Genomic DNA, 20344 nt, shown 5'->3' with positions numbered 1-20344 from the left:
GAGACCATATGGCCAGATTCTCGCAACCTGTGGATTTCCCTCTTATAGTTTTTGTGTCGCCTTCAACGGAGAACAGGTATGCGCAACCCCACCTTATTACAATGCTTTCACTGGTATTACCCCGCTGGCGGTGAATTGTGGCCAGAGGTCGCGGCCCTTGCCCCGAACTTGCATGAGATTGGCATTAATATGATCTGGTTGCCGCCCGCCAGCAAAGGGGCCTCCGGTGGTTATTCCGTTGGCTATGACAGCTATGATCTTTTTGACCTGGGGGAGTTTGAGCAGAAAGGTTCGGTTGCCACAAAATATGGGGATAAAGCCCAGTTACTCCAGGCGATTGATGCACTGCAACAGCATAATATTGCGGTGCTGATGGACGTGGTGTTGAACCATAAGATGGGGGCGGATGAGAAGGAGCATATTCGCGTACAGCGTGTTAACGCCGACGATCGAACCCAAATTGATGAAGAGATCATCGAGTGCGAGGCATGGACCCGCTATTCATTCCCCGCGCGCGAAGGAAAGTACTCGCAGTTTATCTGGGATTTCAAATGCTTTAGCGGCATCGACCATATCGAGAATCCTGACGAGGACGGCATTTTCAAAATCGTTAACGACTATACCGGTGAAGGCTGGAATGACCAGGTCGATGACGAAATGGGCAACTTTGATTATCTGATGGGCGAGAACGTTGATTTCCGTAATCAGGCCGTTACCGAAGAGCTCAAATACTGGGCGCGCTGGATGCTCGAACAAACGCATTGCGACGGCTTTCGTCTTGATGCGGTTAAACATATTCCCGCCTGGTTCTATAAGCAATGGATTGAGCATATACAGGAAGTGGCGTCTGAACCTTTGTTCATTGTGGCGGAATACTGGTCTCACGATGTGGATAAATTGCAGCAGTATATCGCTCAGGTTGAGGGAAAAACGATGCTGTTTGACGCCCCGTTGCAGATGAACTTCCACGAGGCTTCCCGCATGGGTCGCGACTATGACATGAGCCAGATTTTCACCGCGACGCTGGTTGAGGCCGATCCGTTCCATGCGGTGACGCTGGTCGCCAACCATGACACCCAGCCGCTTCAGGCGCTGGAGGCCCCGGTGGAGGCGTGGTTTAAACCGCTTGCCTATGCGCTCATCCTGTTACGTGAAAACGGTGTGCCTTCGGTTTTTTATCCGGATCTGTTTGGCGCGCACTATGAGGACACCGGCGGTGATGGCGAAACTTACACTATCGATATGCCGGTTATTGAACAGCTGCATGAGCTGATCCTCGCGCGTCAGCGGTTTGCGCATGGCGTTCAAACGCTGTGGTTCGATCACCCTAACTGCATCGCATTTAGCCGCAGCGGCACCGATGAAATGCCCGGCTGCGTGGTGGTGCTCTCCAACGGCGATGAGGGCGAAAAAACGCTGTCGCTGGGGGAAAATTATGCCCATAAACGCTGGAAGGATTTTCTGAATAACCGTGAGGAAGTGGTGGAGACCGACGCAGAAGGCAGTGCGACCTTTACCTGTAACGGCGGCAGCGTCAGCGTATGGGTGATAGAAGAGGTACTCTGATACGCGGTTAGCGGGGTGAATGAGGCATTGTCGCTAGCTGGTTTATTTTCTGCGCCAGGTGGAAACCATGTCGCAGGAAGATTGAGGGGATGGAACTTCTTGCTGGTGCAGGAAAACTCAGGTCTGGTGGGGAGATTATGCTCGGCAGCTCGAGCATAATCTTCCTATGAGTCGCTACTCGTGAAAGTAGGGGCTAATCAGATGCGCTTGCTGTATTCATGGCCGTGCTTATTCATGCTATTCAAGGTTCTTTATCATTCGTTGTAAAGATGACTGGAGTAAGCCGCATTCCTCTTCAGTCATGCCACTGGAAGCCTGCTCGACCACTTCATAAAGTTTTTCTTTTATTTTGGGCAGCGCTAGCTGTGCTTGTCGTGTGAGCGAGATGTAGCTTGACCTTTTGTCGACAGGATTAGGTCTACGGGTAATCAATCCATCACGCTCCATTCGTACCAGCAATGCCGCCATTGTAGGTTGTTCTACCCCTGCATATTCAGCGAGTTGTTTCTGCTGCATCTCTCCGTTTTCTTCCAACGCGATAGCGACAGGGAGATAAGCCATACCAAAGTTATACGGCCTGAGATGATGTTCAAACGTGCGTGTAAGCAGGCGTGAAGCCTGGTTTATCCAGAACGTTATCTGGGTTTCTGGTGCCCATTGAAGGTTGCTTTTCGCTTTCATAGCATGCTATATAATATACATAGCATGCTATATACAAGATAATCATGAATACCACTGACCAAAAGTAGGGATAGCAGATGAGTGCGCCAGAAAAAAATACCGACTTTGATGAAGCATATCGTTCCGATGTTGGACACATGATGTGGACAGATTCAAATGTACCGACAGAACTAAAAAACTTTATCAGACAAAATTCTCCGCTGAATGCGCTGGAATTAGGATGTGGTCTGGGGTTGTTTGCAGACTATTTTTCGAAAGAAGGAATAAAAATAACGGCCGTTGACTTTTCGGCGGTAGCCATCGAAAAGGCTCGTAATCGTGTCAGGGAAGGGTATGAATCTCCCCGTTTCCACACCGGAGATGTGACCAATCTGAAAGATATATCAGGGCCATTCGATGTTTCTTATGATATTGGTTGTTTTCATTGCCTTGATGAGCCCGGGCAGATGAAATACGCCCGTGAAGTGAACCGCTTACTAAAACCAGGTGGCATGCATCTGATATGGGCAATGGATATTTCGCCACGAAGAATGCCGCTCTCCCCGCAGGTCATCGAGAAAGTATTTGGCCAATATTTTGAGCTGGTGAGCGCAGCGCGTCATTATCGTCGGGAGGCTGATTCTCATTGGTACAGGCTTTTGAAAAAAAAGGATAAGTCATAAACGAGAATACATGGTTGACGCGCTGTATGTGTCAGGCGCGCAGCCATGAATTAACGAAAAAGAACATATGCCTGTCTATTGTTTATAGCGGCGTAGGCTGGATGCGGGATGTCGTAAGAGGGCTGCCGCTGGACGTATTGGGCGTCGCACCAGCTCGCCACCACAGTTGGGGCAATGACCATCAAGCCGCTGAGTAACGCAATCAATGCAAAAGGTGCATTCGAACGAACAAATGTACGCCTCTGGCGATTCCGGCGGCAGATCCTGATCGCAGCATTCGCAATTAGGGCGGAGTTCGAGCATGGTGTTCTCCTGTTGTTAAATGAGCATGACCAGAAGGTTCCAAAATCAAAAGATGGAACAATTGGTTAGTCGCATGCGTTTCGATCTGATGATTACTGAGAATAGCTGGGCACTTTCTCGTTACGGAAAATAGAACCATGCCGTTGTAATCAGTTCATTTTTAACTTCAAAAACCGCCACACTCTCCAGGGGCGTAGATGACAAACCGTATATCAACTCATGATCGAACACTTTATTACCTAATACTGTTCGGGAAATAAGCTCTGCTCTTAGTTCGGGATTGTTAAAACGATTATTCAGGTAAAACTCACGTAAAGACGCTTTGCCTGTTGTTGAAGGCGATTCTGCAGGCATCCGGTAACCTTTAAACTCCTCTGAAAAGCAAGAAATAAACCCTTCAATGTCATGAGCGTTATATGCGTCAAACTGGGCTTGGGCGATCGATTCTACGGACATACAGGTGCTCCCATTATTGATTTATTATGCCTTATCATTGCATATAAAATCATATGAAGGGCGAGGGCACAAGATGGATTTTATTCTGTGATGTGTTGTGAACGCTGTTTATGTCTGGCGCAGTAGGGGGGGGTATAGAAGCAGAGCTTTATCTGCCGGAATCTCAATGATAAAACCCCTGTAATCTGACCCAGATTTACCCACGAGTGAATGGAAAATCCGCTACGGTGGGACTTTTTTATATCTGTAAATGATCATTGCAGCCTGGATGTGTACAATATCCTTTTTGCTTTAGGTCATGTCATGAAAAAAATTATATTTGGGTTTGCTGCATTATTATTGATGAACACCGCACAAGCCGCTAATCAACCGACGATATTCGTTTTCAAATGTGCCCCTGAGCATTCTAAAAAAAGCACCATAGTCACCTGGCAGGATGTAGAAAAAGAAGATGGATGGCACCGCTATGCCAGTTGGAAAGACCGACTGGGTGACCATTACGGTATTGAGCTCTATTTCAACGGCTCTGTTCCAAACGATGAGGGTCAGCTTGAAGACATCTATGTGTTTGGCAATATGAACGCTGCAAAGATGATAGCGGGGCCTGCGGTGACAATGACTTTCAATAAGAAAGCTAAAAAATTAACTTACAGCATTACTAACGATACAGTAGGTTCTGATGTTAGAACGCCGATCGAAAAGGGGAACTGTATTTTAAGCGATAAAGGTTAAACTTTCTTATTTAACGTTTCTTATTTTTATCCCCTGAAGCTGCCTGAGGCAGCTTTTTTCATTTTCAGGCTTCGGAAAATCCTCGATCTGTTGTTGTTAAATCTGCCCGAAAGGCTGAATTTCGTGCATACCGCTCTCGCATCAACGTGAGGAGATAGAGATAGTCAACATAAGCAACCTCGGCTGGAGCAAGGTTACAGTGCTTCAATATGAAGCGGAGTCTGTGGTCAATTCGAAGTATGGCCATTACGACAAGGGTCTACGTTCTGTTCCTGTATTTGCTACGCCGGGTGTTTTTTTGAAAGTGCCAACACCGTTGCTAAGGCGCGAGCGCCGGCGAATCTGCTGAGTTTTGCAAGTAGATAATGACGCCTAACAGATGATATAGAGCAATTATTAACAAAAAGAGCCATGCTAATCTATGTCTCCTTTCTGATGGTTCTATAAAAATGAAAATCATTTTAGCTGGGCTTGTTATGATATCTCCGATGATGGTCATGGCCGATTACGCTCCTTTTGATGTACAACATCCTATGAATTTTGAATGTCAAACGGGAGTGACAGTTCATGTTGTTGATAACAAACATGTTGTGATTAATGGTGATTTTGATGCGGAAATTTCAGCGCTTAGCGCCGATCGTCTCCAGGCGCAGGGGCACCATGGGAATCCCTCGCTGACAACCACTATAGATTTGAGATTTATGGGCGGTGGTTATTATTCACTTTTGGCAACGGAGCTAGATCAAACGGGTTCTAAGGGGCCGTGGGATGATAAAGTGCTCGGCTCAACAGCTGTCATATGTACCCGAACAAAGTAAGTGATGAGATGATTAAGAATCTAACATTCGTATTTTTCGTAAGCGCCATCCTTTCAGGATGTGGGGGCGCAGTGAACAGTTTTATGACTGGATACACAGAGTCTGTATTAGGAAAACGTCCAACGAAAGCTGAACTAGATGCGGAGCTTAAAAGTACAATAGGTTGGAGCGATTTGCAGTTAGTTCAGCAATTAGGCCCACCTGAAAAAACATATGATGTTGATGGTCACAGATTTCTCTCTTACCAAGCCAATTACAATGTAAATCGGCCAGGCAAAGCTCCTGACTATACCACCGTTGTGCAGGGTAATACGGCCTACACAACAAGTACTGGGGGCAGGACAGCTGGGACAGTAACTTACACATGTACGATTATTTTTGAGTCAGTAAATAGTAAAATAATTAATGCCAATTACTCTGGTAATGGTTGCACGTACTAAGTTGACTGAGTGAATTCTGCATAGTGGCATACCAGACCTGTGCAATGTGGTGTGCCAGAACTGAAAGTCTGGCCGTGATTTTAGTTCGAGAACAACCCCATAACTCATTGATAATCCTCTAACCCCTTGACTCACAGAACACGCCAAAACCGATTAAATAAATAGGTATTGGCTATGCATCTTTAGCACTCCTTCATTTTTTGCCCGGCATCCATCATAAATACATTATTTTTCAATTCATTATAAAAAATTCGCTATCCCACTCACGCGTGACGACAGGGTCTATGCTTATAAAAAGGCCTGAGGAAAGGGGGCCGTGTGGAATATCCCCACGCGGTGCGGGTTGAAGTGATAATCATTATCACTAACATAGCGTTAACCCTTTGTGGCTCCACTGATGAGGTAGACCTATGGATTTACATTCAGGAACCTTCGATCCCAACGATGTGACCTGGCGCGGCATTACGCTGACGCCGTCGGCTGCGGCGCATATTCGTGAGCTGGTCAAACAGCAGCCAACGATTCAGGGCGTGCGTTTAGGGGTGAAGCAGACCGGCTGCGCGGGCTTTGGCTACGTGCTGGACGCGGTAAGCGAGCCGGATAAAGACGATCTGTTGTTTGAATCCGACGGCGCGAAGCTGTGGGTGCCTTTACGCGCAATGCCGTTTATTGACGGCACGGAAGTGGATTACGTGCGCGAAGGTTTGAATCAGCTGTTCAAATATCATAATCCGAAGGCGCAGAACGAATGTGGCTGCGGCGAAAGCTTCGGAGTATAGGCGGTACATGATGACGCGTAATACTGACGCAACTGACGATGTCCAGACCTGGGCCGGTGGCCCGCTGAACTATAAAGAAGGGTTCTTCACCCAACTGCAAACCGATGAGTTGGCGAAAGGCATCAACGAAGAGGTGGTGCGGGCGATTTCTGCCAGGCGCAACGAACCGGAATGGATGCTGGAATTTCGCCTGAAGGCTTACCGCGCCTGGCTTTTGATGGAAGAACCGCACTGGCTAAAAGCGAAATACGATTCGCTGAATTACCAGGATTACAGCTATTACTCTGCGCCGTCCTGCGGCAACTGCGACGATAGCTGCGCCTCTGAACCCGGCGCGCAGCAGCAGACCGGGACCAGCAGCTTTTTAACCGATGAGGTGGAGGCCGCGTTTAACCAACTGGGCGTGCCGGTGCGTGAGGGGAAAGAGGTCGCGGTTGACGCGATTTTTGATTCTGTCTCGGTCGCGACGACCTACCGGGAAAAGCTCTCGGAGCAGGGCATTATCTTTTGCTCGTTCGGTGAAGCGATTCACGAACATCCCGAACTGGTCAAACGTTATCTCGGCACGGTGGTGCCGGAAAATGACAACTTCTTCGCCGCGCTGAACGCCGCGGTGGCGTCGGATGGCACCTTTATTTATATCCCCAAAGGCGTGCGCTGCCCGATGGAACTGTCGACCTATTTCCGCATCAACGCGGAGAAAACCGGCCAGTTTGAACGCACCATTCTGATTGCCGATGAAGGCAGCTATGTCAGCTACATTGAAGGCTGCTCGGCCCCGGTACGCGACAGCTATCAGCTGCACGCGGCGGTGGTAGAGGTGATCATTCATAAAGACGCGGAAGTGAAATATTCCACCGTGCAGAACTGGTTCCCCGGCGATAACAATAGCGGCGGGATCCTGAACTTCGTGACCAAGCGCGCGCTGTGCGAAGGCGAAAACAGCAAGATGTCCTGGACACAGTCGGAAACGGGCTCGGCGATCACCTGGAAATACCCCAGCTGCATTCTGCGCGGCGATAATTCGGTCGGCGAGTTCTTCTCGGTGGCGCTGACCAGCGGCCATCAGCAGGCCGATACCGGCACCAAGATGATTCACATTGGCAAAAATACCAAATCGACCATTATTTCGAAGGGGATCTCCGCCGGGCACAGCCAGAACAGCTATCGCGGTCTGGTCAAAATCATGCCGACGGCGACCAACGCCCGTAACTACACCCAGTGCGATTCGATGCTGATTGGCCCTGACTGTGGCGCGCATACTTTCCCTTATGTGGAGTGCCGTAATAACAGCGCGCAGCTGGAGCACGAGGCCACCACGTCACGTATTGGCGAAGATCAGCTGTTTTACTGTTTGCAGCGCGGGATTAGCGAAGATGATGCCATCTCAATGATCGTCAATGGATTTTGTAAGGATGTTTTCTCGGAACTGCCGCTGGAGTTCGCCGTGGAAGCGCAAAAACTGCTGGCTATCAGCCTTGAACACAGCGTCGGTTAAGGATTAAGGGAAGCGATATGTTGAATATCAATAAATTACAGGTCTCCGTTGATGAAAAAGAGCTCCTACGTGGCGTGAGCCTGAACGTTCGCCCGGGCGAGGTGCACGCCATTATGGGGCCGAATGGCTCCGGGAAAAGTACGCTCTCCGCGACGCTGGCGGGCCGAGAAGACTACAGCGTAACGGGAGGATCTGTGACCTTTAAGGGGCACGATCTGCTGGCTCTCTCGCCAGAAGAACGCGCTGGCGAAGGCATTTTTATGGCCTTCCAGTATCCGGTTGAGATCCCCGGCGTGAGCAACCAGTTCTTCCTGCAAACCGCACTCAACGCAGTACGTGCTCATCGTGGCCAGGAGCCGCTGGATCGCTTTGACTTTCAGGATCTGATGGAAGAGAAGATCAACTTACTGAAGATGCCAGCGGATTTGCTGACCCGCTCGGTCAACGTGGGTTTCTCCGGCGGTGAGAAAAAGCGCAATGACATCCTGCAAATGGCAGTGCTGGAGCCAGAGCTGTGTATTCTGGATGAAACGGATTCCGGGTTGGATATCGACGCGCTGAAAATCGTCGCCGAAGGGGTTAACGCGCTGCGCGACGGCAAGCGCGCCTTTATTATCGTCACCCATTACCAGCGCATTCTGGACTACATCAAACCTGATGTCGTCCACGTGCTGTACCAGGGGCGTATCGTAAAATCCGGTGATTTCCGGCTCGTGAAACAACTGGAGGAGCAGGGCTATGGCTGGCTTAGCGAGCAACAATAGCGCATTGCAACAGTGGCATGCGCTGGTTCAGGCGCGCGGTGGTCAGGCATCACCTCAGGCGTTAGAGCATCTCAAGCAACTGCATCAGCTTGGCTTACCGACGCGTAAAGACGAAGACTGGAAGTACACCGCGCTGGATAAACTGCTGGCCAGCACTTTCGTCGCCCCGGCGCTGCCCGCATTGACGGATGAGCAGCGCGACAGCCACGCGGTGGCGCTGGATGCGTATCGGCTGGTGTTTGTGGACGGTCAGTTCGATCCCCGTCTTAGCGACGACGTCAGCAACAGCGGATTCGACGTCACGGTGAATAATCAACGTCAGTCGCTGCCGGAGGCGGTGCATCCTGAAGCCTTCCTGCATCTCACCGAAACCCTGTCTACCAGCGTCACGCATATTCAAGTGCATCGCAATCAGCGCCCCGACAAGCCGCTGCTGTTGCTACACATTACGCGCGGTCTGGAAACGGACGAGATGAATACGGCGCACTATCGTCACCATCTCAAGCTGGCGGAAGGGGCACAGGCGACGGTGATTGAACAGTACGTCAGCCTGAACACGGTGCGTCATTTTACCGGCGCAAGGCTTACCATGGATATCGCCGACAACGCCCGGTTACAGCATCTGAAGCTGGGGTTTGAAAACGACCAGAGCTACCATTTTTCCCATAACGATCTGCGGCTAGGACGCGATTCCGCCGTTTTCAGCCACAGTTTTCTGCTGGGCGCGGCGGTGACGCGCCACCACAGTAGTGCGCAATTGAATGGTGAAAACAGCACGTTACGGTTGAACAGTCTGGCGATGCCGGTCAATTCGGAAGTCTGCGACAGTCGTACCTGGCTTGAACATAACCAGGGCTACTGTAATAGCCGCCAGCTACATAAAACTATCGTTAACGATAAGGGACGCGCGGTGTTTAACGGCGTGATTACCGTGGCGCCGCACGCCATTAAAACCGACGGTCAGATGACCAACAATAATCTGCTGCTGGGGCGTCTGGCGGAGGTCGACACCAAGCCGCAGCTGGAGATTTACGCCGATGACGTAAAATGCAGTCACGGCGCCACCGTCGGGCGCATCGATGACGAGCAGCTCTTTTATCTACGCTCGCGCGGGATTGCGCTGGAGGAGGCGAGAAACATCATCCTCTACGCGTTTGCCGCCGGGCTGACCGATGCCATTGCCCTTGATACGCTGAAACAGCATGTGTTGGCGCGCATTGGGCTACGTCTGGCAGGAGGTAAACAATGACCTTTTCCGTACAACAGGTTCGCGCAGATTTTCCGGTGCTCTCGCGTGAAGTCAACGGTCAGCCGTTGGCCTACCTCGATTCCGCCGCCAGCGCGCAGAAACCCGAGCAGGTTATCCATGCCGAGGCGGCGTTTTATCGCAACGGCTATGCTGCGGTGCACCGTGGCATTCACACGTTAAGCGCCGAAGCCACGCAGCGCATGGAAGAGGTGCGCCAGAAGGTGGCGCATTTTCTTCACGCCGCGAGCGCGGAGGAGATCGTTTTTGTGCGCGGCACCACCGAGGCGATTAACCTGGTTGCCAACAGTTGGGGGAGCAGCAACGTTCAGGCGGGTGACAACATTGTGATTACCACGATGGAGCACCACGCGAATATCGTGCCCTGGCAGATGCTCTGCGCGCGCACGGGCGCGCAGCTACGGGTGATCCCACTCAATGCGGACGGAACGTTACAAATGGCGGCTGCGGTAGAGCTGTTTGATGCCCGCACGCGCTTGCTGGCGGTCACGCAGGTATCCAATGTTCTGGGCACCGAGAACCCGTTGGCGGAGTTGATTACGCTGGCACACAGTCATGGCGCGAAGGTCCTGGTCGATGGTGCCCAGGCGGTGATGCATCACCCGGTTGACGTCCAGGCGCTGGACTGCGACTTCTACGCTTTTTCGGGCCATAAGCTCTACGGCCCGACGGGGATTGGCGCGCTGTACGTCAAGGCCGATATCCTGCAGGCGATGCCGCCGTGGGAGGGGGGCGGTTCGATGATCGCGACTGTTAGCCTCAGTGAAGGCACCACCTGGGCAAAAGCGCCGTGGCGATTTGAAGCCGGTACGCCGAATACAGGCGGCATTATCGGCCTGGGCGCGGCGCTGGATTACGTCACGGCACTGGGGCTGACACAAATCGGCGAATATGAACAGACGCTGATGCGCTACGCGCTGGATGCGCTGGCGGACGTGCCGGACCTGCATCTCTATGGCCCTGCGGAGCGGCTGGGGGTGATTGCATTTAATCTCGGCAGGCATCATGCCTATGACGTGGGTAGCTTCCTTGATAATTACGGTATCGCCGTACGGACGGGTCATCACTGTGCGATGCCGTTGATGGAATTTTATCAGGTGCCCGCGATGTGCCGGGCGTCGCTGGCGATGTATAACACCGTTGAGGAGGTCGACCGCCTGGTGGCGGGCCTGCAACGCATTCGCCGTTTATTAGGATAACAGGGAGTCATCATGGCGGCTTTACCTGACAAAGACAAACTGTTGCGCAATTTCAACCGTTGCGCCAACTGGGAAGAGAAGTACCTCTATATCATCGAACTGGGCCAGCGGCTGCCCCCCCTCAGCCCCGAGCAGCATAGCCCGGAGCATATCATTCAGGGATGCCAGAGCCAGGTATGGATCGTGATGGGGCGCGATGCGCAAGGGCATATCACGCTACAGGGAGACAGCGATGCGGCGATTGTTAAAGGCTTGATTGCCGTCGTCTTTATCCTTTACGATGGGATGACCGCCGCGGATGTACAGGCCTTTGATGTGCGCCCCTGGTTTGAACAAATGGCGCTGGCTCAGCATCTTACACCATCGCGTTCTCAGGGGCTGGAGGCGATGATTCGTGCGATCCGCACGCAGGCGGCGAGTTTTAGCTAATATCAAATAGACAGCTTTCATTCTGTTACGAAAGGTGGGCGAGCAGCTCACCACGCTGGTGGTTCAGCTTTCTGGCATGTTGTCAGTGAATATGAATAAGGAATCCAGATATGAAGCGCGCGTCCCTCTTAACACTCAGCATTTTAGGCGCCCTCAGCGCGATTTCCAGCGCCTGGGCAGTCGACTATCCATTACCCCCAGCCAATAGCCGTTTAATCGGCCACAATCAAACCTACACCGTTCAGGAGGGGGATAAGAACCTACAGGCGATCGCCCGCCGCTTTGATACGGCGGCGATGCTCATTCTTGAAGCCAACAATACGATCGCGCCGGTTCCTCGTCCCGGTACCGTGGTGACCATTCCATCGCAGATGCTGCTGCCGGACGTACCGCGCGAAGGGATTGTGGTTAACCTTGCCGAACTGCGCCTGTACTACTTCCCGCCGGGCGAACAGCAGGTACAGGTCTATCCGATTGGTATTGGCCTGCAGGGGCTGGAAACCCCGGAAATGACGACTCGGGTAGGACAGAAGATCCCAAACCCGACCTGGACGCCGACGGCGGGTATCCGCAAGCGTTCTCTGGAGCGTGGCGTTACATTGCCGCCGGTCGTGCCTGCCGGGCCCAATAACCCGCTGGGGCTTTATGCGCTGCGTCTGGCATACGGTAACGGCGAATATCTCATCCATGGCACCAACGCGCCGGATAGCGTCGGCCTGCGCGTGAGCTCGGGCTGCATTCGCATGAATGCGCCGGACATCAAGGCGCTGTTCGCGCAGGTGCGCAGCGGCACGCCGGTGCGGGTGATTAATGAGCCGGTGAAGTATGCGGTAGAGCCGAACGGCACACGTTATCTGGAAGTGCATCGCCCGTTGTCGCAGAACGAAGCGCAGGATACGCAAACCATGAAGATGACCTTGTCGTCGGGCTTCAAGCAGTTTGCTGAACAGGCGAGTGAAGGACAGGTGAAAAGCGCGCTGTCGCGTCGTGCCGGGTATCCGGTGATTGTCTCTGAGGGGAAGGGCGCGGCATCGGTGCTGTCGGCGCAGAATAGTACAGTGGCCTCAGAAACTGTGACGCAGTAGGAAAGGGTAAATCGCAGGCAAAAAAAATGGCGCACAATGTGCGCCATTTTTATTACCAGAACTCTTACTTACGGTAAGAGTGAGCCTGGTTGTCCAGACGCTGGTTAGCACGAGCTGCGTCGTCTTTAGCAGCCTGAACGTCGGAACGCATTGCGTTCACGTCGTTGCTCAGCTGGTCAACTTTAGCGTTCAGAGTCTGAACGTCAGAAGACAGCTGATCGATTTTAGCATTGCTGGAGCAACCTGCCAGCAGAGTAGAACCCAGGATTACCGCGCCCAGTACCAGTTTAGTACGATTCATTATAAATACCCTCTAGATTGAGTTAATCTCCATGTAGCGTTACAAGTATTACACAAACTTTTTTATATTGAGAATATTTTTTTATGCGATTTCCCTTATTTTTGATCGTTCGCTCAAAGAAGCATCGACTTTACGGTTTTACGGGGAAAAAGTGTGTGAAAACAGAGGACTTCCATCGGATTCATCTTAGATAATCGAAGTTTAAATAGTGACAGCCTATTGGATTATTTATTGAGCTCCGTTATCAGAATGTATAAAAAAAGCGCCCGAGGGGCGCTTTTTTAGGCAAACTATAATAAGTATGTGAATTATTACAGTACGTGCACGGATGCGGTGTTGGTGGTGCCGCTCGGAACCAGCGCGCCGGAAACCATCACAACTACGTCGCCTTTCTGTGCCAGGCCGCTTTCGACAGCGACTTCTTTACCCAGACGGTAGAAATCATCGGTAGAGTTGATTTCTTTGACAACCTGAGCGACAACGCCTTTGCTCAGCACCAGCTGACGCGCGGTGGTTTCGTTGGTGGTCAGCGCCAGGATGGTGGCATCCGGGAAGTATTTACGGATAGCGCGTGCGGATTTACCGCCCTGGGTGGCAACCACGATCAGCGGTGCGTCCAGTTTTTCTGCAGTTTCAACCGCGCCACGGCAAACGGCTTCGGTGATGCGCAGTTTACGGCTGTCGTTGTTGAATTCCAGACGGCTGGTCATCACGCGGTCAGTACGTTCGCAGATGGTCGCCATGATGGTGACCGCTTCCAGCGGGTATTTACCTTTCGCGGATTCGCCGGACAGCATCACTGCGTCGGTACCGTCGAGGATGGCGTTAGCCACGTCGCCAGCTTCAGCGCGGGTCGGACGCGGGTTTTTGATCATGGAATCCAGCATCTGGGTCGCAGTGATAACCACTTTACGCGCGCGGATACATTTTTCGATGATCATCTTCTGCGCGAAGATAACTTCTTCAACCGGGATCTCAACGCCCATGTCGCCACGAGCAACCATGATGCCGTCAGAAGCTTCGAGGATTTCGTCGAAGTTGTTCAGGCCTTCCTGGTTTTCGATTTTGGAGATGATCTGGATGTTTTCACCGCCGTGCGCCTTCAGGTGCTCGCGGATTTCAACGACGTCAGAACGTTTACGGATAAAGGAAGCCGCAACGAAGTCGACGCCCTGCTCGCAACCGAAGATCAGGTCTTGCTTGTCTTTCTCAGCCAGTGCCGGCAGAGCGATAGAAACGCCCGGCAGGTTAACGCCTTTGTTTTCACCCAGGTCGCCGTTGTTCAGCACTTTACAGATAACTTTGTTACCTTCGATAGCGGTGACTTCCATACCGATCAGACCATCGTCAACCAGTACGGTGTTACCAACGGACAGATCTTTGGTGAAACCTTCGTAGGTCACAGCAACGATTTCGCTGTTACCGACAACAGATTTGTCAGTGGTGAAAGTGAAGGTCTGGCCAGCTTTCAGGGAAACGTCGTTACCGCCTTCCAGCTTGATAGTACGGATTTCCGGGCCTTTGGTATCCAGCAGGATAGCGGCTTTCTTACCGGTTTTGCTCATCACGTTGCGCAGGTTCTGGATGCGCTGACCGTGTTCAGCATAGTCGCCGTGGGAGAAGTTCAGACGCATAACGTTCATGCCCGCGTCGAGCATTTTGCCTAACATCTCTTCGGATTCGGTTTTCGGCCCGATGGTGCAAACAATTTTGGTCTTTTTCATGACAGTCTTAGTCTTTAAGTTGAGATTGAGAAGGATTAGGATTTTGAATTCTCGCTCCATGCGCGCACGGCCACGGAGTCAAACCTGTATTACGAAAGTTGCTATGCCACGCCATAAGAATAGGTGACATAAAAAAAGCGTGCAGAGGAAAGTGTGCTAGAGGTTCAGCATAGTCAAAAAGGCGATGTTTTAATCGTTTATTGATGTAGTCCAATGAGCTGAAACCATTCAAGAAAGAAACGCGGCGGATTATACGATGTTATGGCGAAAAAAGAAAATAAAAACGCTGTTTCAAAAACAAAACTGGCTAATTAACAAAACAAAAACGATTTTTTTGTGAAAATGTAACACGCGCGATGCGCAACACGCGGTTTGCTCGCGCATTCTGCCTGGCGTGAATTTGCTTTCTGGGCGAAACGAACCAATAATAAATTGATTATTAATGGAAATTAGCGAGCGTAAACGATGGGAAATCAGGCGAAAGACGACGTTTTATACCAGGAAATGTGTCGCGTAGTGGGCAAAGTGGTGCTGGAAATGCGCGATTTAGGGCAGGAACCTAAGCATATTGTGATTGCCGGGGTGTTGCGCACGGCGCTGGCGAATAATAAGGTCCAGCGCGCTGAGCTGACGCGTGAAGCGATGCAAAAAGTGGTCACGGCGCTTTCAGGGCAGCCGTAACTCGCTGATTAGGCGATAACGAAGCGCAGAATCGATTTCACCGCCAGATCGCTGTGATGGCGAATGAGCGCTTCATCATCAATATCCGGAAGCGGACCTTCAAGATAGAGGCTATTAAAGCTGTAGAAGTTCGACACCTGATAGAAGCTGAAGCTGCTGATGAGCCGATGAACGTCGCGGGCCTCGAGTGCGGGCTGAAAAATCCCCAGTTCTTGTCCGCGGTGCAGAATTTGCTCCAGCAGGGAGAGGGCGCTTTTGTTCAGGCGCTTTAAATCGCCGGAAGCCAGCAGCCATTTTCCGCGCTGCATATTCTCCATACAGATAATCCGCATAAAGTCCGCATGTTCGACATGATAGCGAACGCTCCATTTCACCAATTGTACCAGCGCCTCGACCGGCGGCAGGTTCTCCAGCCCGAGCTGTTGTTCCGTTTCGCGAATGCGCGAATAAACATATTGCAGAACCGCCTGGTACAGCAGCTCTTTGGTTTTGAAGTAGTAAACCACCATCCGTTTAGTGGTCTGCGCCTCGGAGGCAATTTGCTCCATGCGTGCGCCAGCTAGCCCATGCTCGGCGAACACCGCAATGGCGGCGGTAAAAATCCGTGTTTTTAGCGACTGTGCTTCATCTTGAGCAATGGCTGACATAACAACTCCTGTTCATTTTTTACCGGGCACAAAAAATACACACAATGATCACAATTTAGCAACCAATTCTGGCGTCGCTGAACCAAATGATTCATATTCGATGCAACTGTTACAGCGTGAGCCAGGTGAAACTATGTTGCGTTCTATTGCTACCGTATCCATTTCCGGAACCCTGCCTGAAAAACTGAGCGCGATTGCAGCGGCGGGTTATCAGGGCGTTGAAATCTTCGAAAACGATTTGCTCTATTATACCGGTACGCCAGCGGATGTCCGTAACATGGCCGACGATCTGGGGCTCAAAATCACGCTGTTTCAACCGTTTCGCGATTTTGAGGGCGGCACACGGGCCCAGTTCGCGGCCAACCTGGCGCGAGCGAAGCGCAAGTTTGCGCTGATGCATGAACTGGGTTGCGACACGCTGCTGCTGTGCAGCAACGTGCAGGCTGACAGCTCCGCCGATTTCGAACAGCAGGTGGCTGACCTGCGGGCGCTGGCGACGCTCGCGGAGCAGGAAAATATCCGTATTGGATATGAAGCGCTGGCGTGGGGGGCCCACGTAAACCGCTGGTATCAGGCGTGGGAGCGGGTGAAAGCGGTGGATAGCCCGGCGATGGGCATCGTGCTCGACAGCTTCCATATTCTGGCGCTCGGTGACGATCTTAGCCGCTTGCACGAAGTGCCAATGGACAAAATCACTTTCCTCCAGCTCGCCGACGCACCATTGATGAAAATGGACGTGCTCGAGTGGAGCCGCCATTTCCGCTGTTTCCCTGGGCAGGGTGAACTGCCGCTGGTGGAATTTACCCGTGAGTTGACCCGCTTAGGCTACCGTGGGCCATGGTCGCTGGAGATCTTTAACGACGGTTTCCGCGCCTCACCGAACGGCGCGACGGCGAAAGATGGTTATCGCTCGCTGCTGTGGCTGGAGGAGCAAACCCGCCGCGCGCTGGGAGAAAGCGACGCCGAACTCTTTCACACTGCCGATCTCCCAACCTTTAAAGACATCGAATTTATTGAGTTTGCCGCCAGCCCCGCTGAGGCGAAAAAGCTGGGCGTCATGCTCAATGGCATGGGTTTTCAATTGGCGGGGATGCACCGTTCCAAACAGGTCGCGCTGTGGAGCAACGGCGGTGCGCGGGTGATTATTAACTATCAACCGTACAGTTGGGCCGATCACTTCTATCAACGTCACGGCGTTTCACTGTGCGCGATGGCTCTGCGCGTCAGCGCTAGCGCGCCGATCGTCGCCCGCGCCAGAGCTTACGGCTATGCGACCTGGCAGGGAGAGGTCGGGCCGAATGAGAGTACCATCCCGGCGGTGTGCGCGCCGGACGGCAGTCTGGTTTATCTGGTGGATGATGAGAAAGATATCTACGCGCAGGATTTCAATCTTACCGATGCGGCGACCGACGGACAGCTTTTAGGTATCGACCATTTGGCGCTCGGTATGGAGGCTGACAGCCGCGATAACTGGGTGATGTTCTTCCGTGCGGTGCTGGGGTTCACGCTGGAACATGAGCAGACCATGCCCGATCCTTACGGCCTGGTGCGCAGCCTGGCGGTGCAAAGCCCGCAGGGTAATGTGCGTCTGGCGCTGAATATTTCCCAAAGCCGCGCGACGCAGATCGCCCGCTCGGTGGCGTGTTATCAGGGGGCCGGTTTACAGCATGCGGCGTTCGCCAGCGACGATCTGCCCACTTTCCTGGAAAATCAGCCGCTGGCGGCCTCGCTGTCGCTGCCGGTACCGGCCAACTATTACGAGGATTTACAGGCGCGCTTCGGCGACGCGGCCCAGGTGGAAACCTTGCAGCGTCAGCAGATTCTCTACGATCGCGACGGTGCCGGCGGCGAGTTTTTACATCGCTACACCTGGCCGTTCAGCGAAGGACGCTTCTTCTTTGAATTAACCGAAAGACGCCACGGCTACGCGCAATATGGCGCGGTCAATGCCGCTGTGCGACTGGCGGCTATGCAGTACCGTTAGCGGAAAGATGTACCACCCGGTACGCTGACGGCGAAGGACAGACCATAACTATAAACTTTCATCTGCACTCGACAACGACAGGTAAACACTATGAACTCACTCGGCCAAAATCGCGTGGCTACCGCTGAGGCGGTTAACGCGGTACCCCGCTCCCGGCGGCGCATTGGTATTCTGGCGCTGCTGGCAGTGGGGACCATGATTAACTATCTCGACCGCACCGTGCTGGGCATCGCTGCACCGCAGCTCACTCAGGAGCTGGGTATCAGCGCGGCGGTGATGGGGATTGTCTTTTCCGCCTTTGCCTGGACCTATGCGCTGGCGCAAATTCCGGGCGGTATGTTCCTCGACCGCTTTGGTAATAAGGTGACCTATTTCCTGGCCCTTAGCTTCTGGTCGCTGTTCACGCTGTTCCACGGTTTCGCCGTGGGGCTGAAAACGCTGCTGCTGTGCCGTTTTGGCCTTGGCGTCAGCGAAGCGCCGTGCTTTCCGGTCAATAGCCGGGTGGTCAGCGCGTGGTTTCCGCAGCACGAGCGCGCAAAAGCGACCGCCGTTTATACCGTTGGTGAATATCTCGGACTGGCCTGCTTCGCGCCGCTGCTGTTCTGGATCATGGATGGTTTTGGCTGGCGCACGCTGTTTATTACCGTTGGCGTGGTCGGGCTGCTGTTTGCGCTGGTCTGGTGGCGTCACTATCGCGAACCGCATGAGGACCGCCGTCTGAGTCAGCAGGAGCGCGAGTACATCACCGCGGGCGGCGGCATGACCACCGGCGCCGAGCAGCGTAAAGCCTTTAGCTGGCCGCTGGTCCGCCAGCTGTTACGCAAACGGCAGATTATTGGTGCCAGTATTGGTCAGTTTGCGGGCAATACCGTGCTGGTGTTTTTCCTGACCTGGTTCCCGACCTATCTGGCCACCGAACGTCATATGCCATGGCTGAAGGTTGGCTTCTTTGCCATTCTGCCATTCCTGGCGGCGGCGGGCGGCGTGATGTTCGGCGGTTGGGTGTCTGACAAATTGCTGAAAGCGACCGGCAGCGCCAATCTGGGCCGTAAGCTGCCGATTATCGCCGGCCTGCTGATGGCGAGCAGCATTATCAGCGCCAACTGGCTTTCGAGCGACACGGCGGTGATCCTGGTCATGTCGTTTGCCTTCTTCGGGCAGGGGATGGTCGGCCTTGGCTGGACCTTAATTTCCGACATGGCGCCAAAAGGATTGGGCGGCTTGACCGGCGGGTTGTTTAACTTCTGCGCCAATCTGGCGGGTATTCTCACGCCGCTGGTGATCGGTTTTATCGTTGCCGCCTTTGGCAATTTCTTCTACGCCTTGGTTTACATCGGCGGCGCTGCGCTGCTCGGCGTGGTGGCGTATGTGTTTATTCTCGGTGACGTGAAGCGCATCGAACTGGATCTGCCTGAGCAGGAGGGGACACATGCAAATTAGTGGGCATACGCGGTTAATTGCTCATTTGGGTTATCCAACCGAAAGTTTTAAAGCGCCGATGATCTACAACCCCTGGTTTGCCGACCAGGGCGTGGATGTCAAAGTGGTGCCGATGGGCGTGAAGCCGGAAGACTATGCGGCGCTGATCCCCACGCTGTTTTCACTCACCAACATCGCGGGGGCGCTGGTGACCATGCCGCATAAAATCGCCACCTGCGAACTGGTCGACCGGATGAGCCCCACCGCGCAGATTGCCGGAGCCTGCAACGCGATTCGCCGGGAAGCCGACGGTTCGCTGACCGGCGATATGTTTGATGGCGACGGCTTTGTGCGCGGTATTCAGCGCAAGGGGTTTCGCACTACTGGCGCGCGAGCGCTGGTGGTGGGCAGCGGCGGCGTGGGGTCAGCGATTGCCGCCTCGCTCGCATCGGCAGGCGTTAGCGCGTTGACGTTGGTGGATGCCCGCGAAAGCGCGGCGCAGGCGCTGGCCGATCGTTTGCTCGCGCACTATCCGCAGCTGAAGCTGACGGTGATGGCGAGCGATCCGGCGGGGCATTCGCTGGTGGTCAACGCAACGCCGCTCGGTATGTCGCCCGGCGATCCGCTCCCGCTGGATGTCGAACGTCTTGATGCGGGGACGTTTGTCGGCGAGGTGGTGATGAAGCAGGAATACACACCGTTGCTACAGGCAGCGATGGCCCGCGGCTGCCCGGTGCAGCGGGGGACCGATATGCTGTTTGAAATGATCCCGGCCTACCTGGACTTCTTCCATCTGCCGGTGGCGACGCCGGAGCAACTGCAGGCGCTGGCGGAAATTCGCTACTAAAGTGCTGGTCAATAGCGTAATAGCCCGGATAATATAACGCTTATGTTCGGGTTATGACCTTG

At 53.1% G+C, this 20344-nt stretch carries 22 protein-coding genes; 16 read left to right on the top strand and 6 right to left on the bottom strand.

The features are described 5' to 3' along the window. Window positions 1–78 precede the first annotated feature (78 nt). Window positions 79–1566 (top strand): alpha-amylase, encoded by a 1488-nt coding sequence (amyA, locus tag GY169_RS13105; RefSeq protein ID WP_167576014.1) that lies wholly within the window; start codon window positions 79–81, stop codon window positions 1564–1566. 237 nt (window positions 1567–1803) lie between these two features. Here the strand turns inward: amyA and GY169_RS13100 are convergent, their stop codons facing one another. Next, window positions 1804–2247: a MarR family winged helix-turn-helix transcriptional regulator gene (locus tag GY169_RS13100; RefSeq protein ID WP_167576013.1), complete on the bottom strand. Its 444-nt coding sequence runs from the start codon at window positions 2245–2247 to the stop codon at window positions 1804–1806. 77 nt (window positions 2248–2324) lie between these two features. On the opposite strand from GY169_RS13100, the gene GY169_RS13095 reads away from it, so the two are divergent. Then, window positions 2325–2909: a class I SAM-dependent methyltransferase gene (locus GY169_RS13095; protein ID WP_167576012.1), complete on the top strand. Its 585-nt coding sequence runs from the start codon at window positions 2325–2327 to the stop codon at window positions 2907–2909. A 75-nt stretch (window positions 2910–2984) separates the two neighbouring features. Here GY169_RS13095 and GY169_RS13090 read toward each other — a convergent pair whose 3' ends face one another. Together GY169_RS13090 and GY169_RS13085 are read right to left on the bottom strand one after the other, a co-directional pair. After that, on the bottom strand, window positions 2985–3212 hold the full coding sequence (locus GY169_RS13090) for a DUF1272 domain-containing protein (RefSeq protein WP_167576011.1): 228 nt from the start codon (window positions 3210–3212) through the stop codon (window positions 2985–2987). 120 nt (window positions 3213–3332) lie between these two features. Next, window positions 3333–3668 carry a nuclear transport factor 2 family protein gene (locus GY169_RS13085; RefSeq protein ID WP_163447398.1) on the bottom strand — a complete coding sequence of 112 codons (336 nt, stop codon included), beginning with the start codon at window positions 3666–3668 and terminating at the stop codon, window positions 3333–3335. Between the two features lie 210 nt (window positions 3669–3878). Between GY169_RS13085 and GY169_RS13080 the strand changes: the two genes are divergently transcribed. The 10 genes from GY169_RS13080 (at window position 3879) to GY169_RS13035 (ending at window position 12679) form a co-directional block, all read left to right on the top strand. Further along, window positions 3879–4400, top strand: a complete 522-nt coding sequence (locus GY169_RS13080) for a hypothetical protein (protein ID WP_167576010.1) — start codon at window positions 3879–3881, stop codon at window positions 4398–4400. A gap of 449 nt (window positions 4401–4849) precedes the next feature. Then, window positions 4850–5218 (top strand): hypothetical protein, encoded by a 369-nt coding sequence (locus GY169_RS13075; RefSeq protein ID WP_167576009.1) that lies wholly within the window; start codon window positions 4850–4852, stop codon window positions 5216–5218. 8 nt (window positions 5219–5226) lie between these two features. Then, window positions 5227–5658, top strand: a complete 432-nt coding sequence (locus tag GY169_RS13070; protein ID WP_167576008.1) for a hypothetical protein — start codon at window positions 5227–5229, stop codon at window positions 5656–5658. A gap of 410 nt (window positions 5659–6068) precedes the next feature. Next, window positions 6069–6437, top strand: coding sequence for a Fe-S cluster assembly scaffold SufA (gene sufA, locus GY169_RS13065; protein ID WP_064545857.1), 369 nt, complete (start codon window positions 6069–6071; stop codon window positions 6435–6437). Between the two features lie 10 nt (window positions 6438–6447). After that, complete coding sequence (gene sufB, locus GY169_RS13060) at window positions 6448–7935, top strand: Fe-S cluster assembly protein SufB (RefSeq protein ID WP_167577302.1); 1488 nt, start codon at window positions 6448–6450, stop codon at window positions 7933–7935. A 17-nt stretch (window positions 7936–7952) separates the two neighbouring features. Continuing rightward, complete coding sequence (sufC, locus tag GY169_RS13055; protein WP_167576007.1) at window positions 7953–8699, top strand: Fe-S cluster assembly ATPase SufC; 747 nt, start codon at window positions 7953–7955, stop codon at window positions 8697–8699. Continuing rightward, window positions 8674–9948 carry a Fe-S cluster assembly protein SufD gene (gene sufD, locus GY169_RS13050; protein ID WP_167576006.1) on the top strand — a complete coding sequence of 425 codons (1275 nt, stop codon included), beginning with the start codon at window positions 8674–8676 and terminating at the stop codon, window positions 9946–9948. Before sufC ends, sufD begins: the two co-directional genes overlap by 26 nt. Further along, window positions 9945–11165 carry a cysteine desulfurase SufS gene (gene sufS, locus GY169_RS13045; protein WP_167576005.1) on the top strand — a complete coding sequence of 407 codons (1221 nt, stop codon included), beginning with the start codon at window positions 9945–9947 and terminating at the stop codon, window positions 11163–11165. The genes sufD and sufS overlap by 4 nt, the downstream gene beginning before the upstream one ends. A gap of 12 nt (window positions 11166–11177) precedes the next feature. Further along, the gene (gene sufE / locus GY169_RS13040) at window positions 11178–11594 is read left to right on the top strand and encodes a cysteine desulfuration protein SufE (RefSeq protein ID WP_163447405.1); all 417 of its coding nucleotides are present in this window, start codon (window positions 11178–11180) and stop codon (window positions 11592–11594) included. Window positions 11595–11704: 110 nt separating this feature from the next. Continuing rightward, window positions 11705–12679, top strand: coding sequence for a L,D-transpeptidase family protein (locus tag GY169_RS13035; RefSeq protein WP_163447406.1), 975 nt, complete (start codon window positions 11705–11707; stop codon window positions 12677–12679). Between the two features lie 64 nt (window positions 12680–12743). Here the strand turns inward: GY169_RS13035 and GY169_RS13030 are convergent, their stop codons facing one another. Together GY169_RS13030 and pykF are read right to left on the bottom strand one after the other, a co-directional pair. After that, complete coding sequence (locus GY169_RS13030; RefSeq protein ID WP_002908860.1) at window positions 12744–12980, bottom strand: major outer membrane lipoprotein; 237 nt, start codon at window positions 12978–12980, stop codon at window positions 12744–12746. A gap of 311 nt (window positions 12981–13291) precedes the next feature. Then, entirely contained in the window at window positions 13292–14704 is a 1413-nt protein-coding gene (gene pykF, locus GY169_RS13025) for a pyruvate kinase PykF (RefSeq protein ID WP_163447407.1), read from the bottom strand. Window positions 14705–15169: 465 nt separating this feature from the next. Here pykF and fumD point away from each other — a divergent pair, with 465 nt between their 5' ends. After that, on the top strand, window positions 15170–15385 hold the full coding sequence (gene fumD, locus GY169_RS13020) for a fumarate hydratase FumD (RefSeq protein WP_163447408.1): 216 nt from the start codon (window positions 15170–15172) through the stop codon (window positions 15383–15385). An 8-nt stretch (window positions 15386–15393) separates the two neighbouring features. Here the strand turns inward: fumD and GY169_RS13015 are convergent, their stop codons facing one another. After that, complete coding sequence (locus GY169_RS13015) at window positions 15394–16032, bottom strand: TetR family transcriptional regulator (RefSeq protein WP_163447409.1); 639 nt, start codon at window positions 16030–16032, stop codon at window positions 15394–15396. Between the two features lie 133 nt (window positions 16033–16165). Between GY169_RS13015 and GY169_RS13010 the strand changes: the two genes are divergently transcribed. From GY169_RS13010 to GY169_RS13000, 3 genes are all read left to right on the top strand, one after another. Further along, on the top strand, window positions 16166–18016 hold the full coding sequence (locus tag GY169_RS13010) for a bifunctional sugar phosphate isomerase/epimerase/4-hydroxyphenylpyruvate dioxygenase family protein (RefSeq protein WP_167576004.1): 1851 nt from the start codon (window positions 16166–16168) through the stop codon (window positions 18014–18016). A gap of 90 nt (window positions 18017–18106) precedes the next feature. Then, the gene (locus tag GY169_RS13005; protein WP_163447411.1) at window positions 18107–19456 is read left to right on the top strand and encodes an MFS transporter; all 1350 of its coding nucleotides are present in this window, start codon (window positions 18107–18109) and stop codon (window positions 19454–19456) included. Then, window positions 19446–20282 carry a shikimate dehydrogenase family protein gene (locus GY169_RS13000; RefSeq protein ID WP_167576003.1) on the top strand — a complete coding sequence of 279 codons (837 nt, stop codon included), beginning with the start codon at window positions 19446–19448 and terminating at the stop codon, window positions 20280–20282. Before GY169_RS13005 ends, GY169_RS13000 begins: the two co-directional genes overlap by 11 nt. Window positions 20283–20344 lie beyond the last annotated feature (62 nt).

Source organism: Kluyvera genomosp. 3, assembly GCF_011765685.1.
Classification (GTDB): Bacteria; Pseudomonadota; Gammaproteobacteria; order Enterobacterales; family Enterobacteriaceae; genus Kluyvera; species Kluyvera georgiana_A.
The sequence above is the reverse complement of the archived record's forward strand: the minus strand, read 5'-3'. Positions and strand labels throughout refer to the sequence as shown.

Bases quoted from the DNA above. Each gene is read 5' to 3' on its own strand.
- amyA (WP_167576014.1), top strand. From the start codon at position 79: ATGCGCAACCCCACCTTATTACAATGCTTTCACTGGTATTACCCCGCT.
- GY169_RS13100 (WP_167576013.1), bottom strand. From the start codon at position 2,247: ATGAAAGCGAAAAGCAACCTTCAATGGGCACCAGAAACCCAGATAACG.
- GY169_RS13095 (WP_167576012.1), top strand. From the start codon at position 2,325: ATGAGTGCGCCAGAAAAAAATACCGACTTTGATGAAGCATATCGTTCC.
- GY169_RS13090 (WP_167576011.1), bottom strand. From the start codon at position 3,212: ATGCTCGAACTCCGCCCTAATTGCGAATGCTGCGATCAGGATCTGCCG.
- GY169_RS13085 (WP_163447398.1), bottom strand. From the start codon at position 3,668: ATGTCCGTAGAATCGATCGCCCAAGCCCAGTTTGACGCATATAACGCT.
- GY169_RS13080 (WP_167576010.1), top strand. From the start codon at position 3,879: ATGGAAAATCCGCTACGGTGGGACTTTTTTATATCTGTAAATGATCAT.
- GY169_RS13075 (WP_167576009.1), top strand. From the start codon at position 4,850: ATGAAAATCATTTTAGCTGGGCTTGTTATGATATCTCCGATGATGGTC.
- GY169_RS13070 (WP_167576008.1), top strand. From the start codon at position 5,227: ATGATTAAGAATCTAACATTCGTATTTTTCGTAAGCGCCATCCTTTCA.
- sufA (WP_064545857.1), top strand. From the start codon at position 6,069: ATGGATTTACATTCAGGAACCTTCGATCCCAACGATGTGACCTGGCGC.
- sufB (WP_167577302.1), top strand. From the start codon at position 6,448: ATGACGCGTAATACTGACGCAACTGACGATGTCCAGACCTGGGCCGGT.
- sufC (WP_167576007.1), top strand. From the start codon at position 7,953: ATGTTGAATATCAATAAATTACAGGTCTCCGTTGATGAAAAAGAGCTC.
- sufD (WP_167576006.1), top strand. From the start codon at position 8,674: ATGGCTGGCTTAGCGAGCAACAATAGCGCATTGCAACAGTGGCATGCG.
- sufS (WP_167576005.1), top strand. From the start codon at position 9,945: ATGACCTTTTCCGTACAACAGGTTCGCGCAGATTTTCCGGTGCTCTCG.
- sufE (WP_163447405.1), top strand. From the start codon at position 11,178: ATGGCGGCTTTACCTGACAAAGACAAACTGTTGCGCAATTTCAACCGT.
- GY169_RS13035 (WP_163447406.1), top strand. From the start codon at position 11,705: ATGAAGCGCGCGTCCCTCTTAACACTCAGCATTTTAGGCGCCCTCAGC.
- GY169_RS13030 (WP_002908860.1), bottom strand. From the start codon at position 12,980: ATGAATCGTACTAAACTGGTACTGGGCGCGGTAATCCTGGGTTCTACT.
- pykF (WP_163447407.1), bottom strand. From the start codon at position 14,704: ATGAAAAAGACCAAAATTGTTTGCACCATCGGGCCGAAAACCGAATCC.
- fumD (WP_163447408.1), top strand. From the start codon at position 15,170: ATGGGAAATCAGGCGAAAGACGACGTTTTATACCAGGAAATGTGTCGC.
- GY169_RS13015 (WP_163447409.1), bottom strand. From the start codon at position 16,032: ATGTCAGCCATTGCTCAAGATGAAGCACAGTCGCTAAAAACACGGATT.
- GY169_RS13010 (WP_167576004.1), top strand. From the start codon at position 16,166: ATGTTGCGTTCTATTGCTACCGTATCCATTTCCGGAACCCTGCCTGAA.
- GY169_RS13005 (WP_163447411.1), top strand. From the start codon at position 18,107: ATGAACTCACTCGGCCAAAATCGCGTGGCTACCGCTGAGGCGGTTAAC.
- GY169_RS13000 (WP_167576003.1), top strand. From the start codon at position 19,446: ATGCAAATTAGTGGGCATACGCGGTTAATTGCTCATTTGGGTTATCCA.